This window comes from Cupriavidus basilensis (assembly GCF_029335485.1).
GTDB lineage: Bacteria > Pseudomonadota > Gammaproteobacteria > Burkholderiales > Burkholderiaceae > Cupriavidus > Cupriavidus basilensis_E.
The window spans coordinates 1-3,652 of record NZ_JARJLM010000453.1 but is presented as its reverse complement, the minus strand read 5'-3'; the positions used below and the strand labels follow the sequence as shown (position 1 = coordinate 3,652).

General features: G+C 69.2%; 4 protein-coding genes. All 4 read left to right on the top strand.

Going from position 1 to position 3,652, the window contains the following annotated elements; genetic code table 11:
* Window positions 1–87: 87 nt before the first annotated feature.
* Window positions 88–1,968, top strand: coding sequence for an amidohydrolase (locus tag P3W85_RS27495; RefSeq protein WP_276267073.1), 1,881 nt, complete (start codon window positions 88–90; stop codon window positions 1,966–1,968).
* Between the two features lie 12 nt (window positions 1,969–1,980).
* The gene (locus P3W85_RS27490) at window positions 1,981–2,400 is read left to right on the top strand and encodes a DoxX family protein (protein ID WP_276267072.1); all 420 of its coding nucleotides are present in this window, start codon (window positions 1,981–1,983) and stop codon (window positions 2,398–2,400) included.
* A gap of 49 nt (window positions 2,401–2,449) precedes the next feature.
* Complete coding sequence (locus tag P3W85_RS27485; RefSeq protein ID WP_276267071.1) at window positions 2,450–2,767, top strand: DUF1427 family protein; 318 nt, start codon at window positions 2,450–2,452, stop codon at window positions 2,765–2,767.
* Window positions 2,768–3,652: porin (locus tag P3W85_RS27480; protein ID WP_276267070.1), on the top strand; the 885-nt coding region annotated here is incomplete at its 3' end.

The following is a 3,652-nucleotide window of genomic DNA, read 5'->3' as shown; positions in this document are numbered from 1 at the left end:
GGCCAGCCCTCGCTGCCGCTGACCCGCCGCCAGTTCATTGCCGGCGCCGCCGCCCTCGGCGCGGCAGCCGCCACCAGGACCTTCGCCATGAACGCATCAACCACGCCAGACCTGATCCTCGTCAACGGCAAGTTCGCCACCCTCGATCCCGCCAACCCGCAGGCTGACGCCGTGGCCATCCACGATGGCCGCTTCCTTGCCGTCGGCACCCGCGACGACATCATGCGCCTGGCCGGCACCGGCACCAAGGTCGTCGACCTTGGCGGCCGGCGCGCGATCCCCGGCCTGATCGACAGCCATATGCACATCATCCGCGGCGGGCTGAACTACAACATGGAGCTGCGCTGGGACGGCGTGCGCTCACTCGCCGACGCCATGCGCATGCTAAAAGCGCAGGTGGCGCGTACGCCCGCACCGCAATGGGTGCGGGTGGTGGGCGGCTTTACCGAGCACCAGTTCGCCGAGAAGCGGCTGCCCACCATCGACGAGCTGAACGCCGCCGCGCCCGACACGCCGGTATTCATCCTGCACCTGTACGACCGTGCCATCCTCAATGCTGCGGCGCTGCGCGCGGTGGGCTACACCAAGGAAACGCCGAACCCGCCGGGCGGCGAGATCGTGCGCGACGGCAGCGGCAACCCGACCGGCCTGCTGCTGGCCAAACCCAACGCGACCATCCTCTACGCCACGCTGGCCAAGGGCCCGAAGCTGCCGCTGGAGTACCAGAAGAACTCCACGCGCCATTTCATGCGCGAAGTGAACCGGCTTGGCGTGACCGGCGTGATCGACGCAGGCGGCGGCTACCAGAACTACCCCGAGGACTACGCCATCATCGAGGAGCTGCACCAGGAAGGCCAGCTCACGGTGCGCCTGGCCTACAACCTGTTCACACAGAAGCCGAAGGAAGAGCTGAGCGACTTCCGCACCTGGACCGGCAAGGTCAAGCCGGGGCAGGGCGATGATCTGTACCGGCACAACGGCGCCGGCGAGATGCTGGTCTATTCGGCAGCCGACTTCGAGGACTTCCGCGTCGAGCGCCCCGAGATGCCGCCGTCGATGGAGGCCGACCTCGAACCGGTGGTGCGGCTGCTGGCCGAGCAGCGCTGGCCATGGCGCCTGCATGCCACCTACGACGAGACCATTTCGCGCGCGCTCGACGTCTACGAGAAGGTAGCCCGCGACATCCCCTTCGACGGGTTGCACTGGTTCTTCGACCACGCGGAGACCATCAGCGACCGCAATATCGACCGCATCGCGGCGCTGGGCGGCGGCATCGCCGTGCAGCACCGCATGGCCTACCAGGGCGAGTACTTCGTGGAGCGCTACGGCGCGCGCGCGGCCGAGGCCACGCCGCCGATCCGCAAGATGCTGGAGCGCGGGGTCAAGGTCGGCGCCGGCACCGACGCCACGCGCGTGGCTTCGTACAACCCGTGGGTCTCGCTGTACTGGCTCACCACGGGCAAGACGGTGGGCGGGCTGGCCATGTACCCGCAGGCCAACCTGCTCGACCGCGAGACGGCGCTGCGGCTGTGGACCGAGGCCAATACCTGGTTCTCGTCGGAAGAAGGCAAGAAGGGCCGCATCGCGGCAGGCCAGCTGGCCGACCTGGCCGTGCTGTCTGCCGACTACTTCTCGGTGCCCGGCGACGAGATCCAGGACATCACCTCGGTGATGACGCTGCTGGGCGGCAAGGTGGTTCATGGCGATGGCGATTTCCGGCCGCTGGCGCCGCAACTGCCGCCGCCGATGCCCGACTGGTCGCCGGCGCGCCATGAGGGCGGCTACCAGCCGCGTCCGCAGGCGTTGCGCGATAAGGCCGGACTGGCGCGAAGCGCCGCTGCCTGCGCCTGCGCCAGCGCCTGCGGCGTGCACGGCCACGCGCACACCTCGGCGCTGGCCGCCAATGTGCCGGCCGGCGACGCGCGCGGCTTCTGGGGCGCGCTGGGCTGCTCGTGCTGGGCGTTCTGACGGAGGCCCGCCATGCAAGACTCCACCTTGAGCGAAGGCACGGCGGGCCGCGCGCTGCCGCGCTGGCTGCATTGGCTGGCATTGCTGCTGCTGTGCGCGGCCTACCTGCAGGGCGGGCTGGTCAAGCTCACCGACTTCGCGGGCGCGGTGCAGGAGATGCAGCATTTCGGGCTGGCGCCGGCGGCGCCACTGGCGGCCGCCGTGATCGCGCTGGAACTGGGGGCCTCGCTGATGATCCTGGCCGGCTACCGGCGCTGGCTGGGCGCGCTGGGACTGGCCGCATTCACGCTGATGGCGACCTTCCTGGCCAACCGCTTCTGGGATGCGCCGCCGGACGCGCGCTTCATGCAGGCCAATGCCTTCTTCGAACACCTCGGGCTGGTCGGCGGCTTCCTGCTGGCCGCCTGGGAGGACCTGCGGCGCGCGCGCTGACCGATCCCCGCCCCCAATCCTGGCAACCTGGAATCCTGGACAAGACATCATGAAGGTCTATCTCGTATCGCTCGCCGCGGGCATTCTCGTCGGCATCATCTATGCGCTGCTGCAGGTCAGGTCGCCGGCGCCGCCAGCCATCGCGCTGCTCGGACTGCTGGGCATGCTGATGGGCGAGCAGGTCGTGCCGCCGATCAAGCGCATGCTGGCCGGCGAGCCGGTCAGCGTGGCCTGGTTCCGCAGCGAGTGCGTGCCCAAGATCACCGGGGCGCCGCTGACGCCAGCCAAGGGATCCCCGGCGTCCCAGGTGGCTCAGGCCGTACCGGTCCCGCCCGCAGCCGCGGGCAATGGCAAGAGAGGAGGCTGAATGCGGAATCCGCCGTCGCTGCCGTCCTGGCCCCTGCCGCGCCGCGGAATCGGCCACCGTCTCCATCCATGCCTGCGCTGCGCGGCGCTGCTGGCGCCACTGGCGGTCGCGGCACCGGCGCACGCGCAGTCCGAGGTCGTCATTTACGGGCGCCTGAACACCGCCTTCGAGTACGTCAGTGCCAGCACCGCCAGCGACGGCAGCAAGCTCGGCGACGCGGCGCGGCTGTCCAACTACCGCTCGGTCTTCGGCCTGCGTGGGGAGGAGGCGCTGGGCTACGGGCTCAAAGCGGTGTGGCAGATCGAAAGCACCCTGTCGATCGACACCGGCGCGGGCCAGATCGCCGCGCGCGATACGCGCCTCGGCCTGGACAGTCCATACGGCATGGTTTTCATGGGGAACTGGGATACGCCCTACACGGCGTCGACCAAGAGCTACGACCCCTACTACCCAACCACCGCCGGTTACATGGCCCTGCTCGGCAACGGCGCCGCGGCGACCACCGACAACGTGCAGAACACCAGTTCCTTCGACCGGCGCCAGAAGAACATCCTGCAATACCAGTCGCACCCCTGGGGCGGGTTGTCCGCCATGCTCGGCTACGGCCTGCCGGAGGAGAAGCTGACGGTGGCGCGCAATCCGGCGCTGTACTCGATGGCGGCCGCCTACAATCGCGGCGGGCTCAATGTGGCGCTGGCCTACGAAATCCACCAGCACTACCAGACCGCGGGCCGCAACGACGATGCGATCAAGTTCGGCGTGTCCTACCAGTTCTCCCGCACGCGCCTCAGCGCCATGTACGAGCACCTGCACTACCGCACCGCCACTGGCGACCTCGAACGCAACGGTGCCTACGCCTCGGTGGTGCAGCAGATTGGCACCGGC

Bases quoted from the DNA above. Each gene is read 5' to 3' on its own strand.
- P3W85_RS27495 (WP_276267073.1), top strand. From the start codon at position 88: ATGAACGCATCAACCACGCCAGACCTGATCCTCGTCAACGGCAAGTTC.
- P3W85_RS27490 (WP_276267072.1), top strand. From the start codon at position 1,981: ATGCAAGACTCCACCTTGAGCGAAGGCACGGCGGGCCGCGCGCTGCCG.
- P3W85_RS27485 (WP_276267071.1), top strand. From the start codon at position 2,450: ATGAAGGTCTATCTCGTATCGCTCGCCGCGGGCATTCTCGTCGGCATC.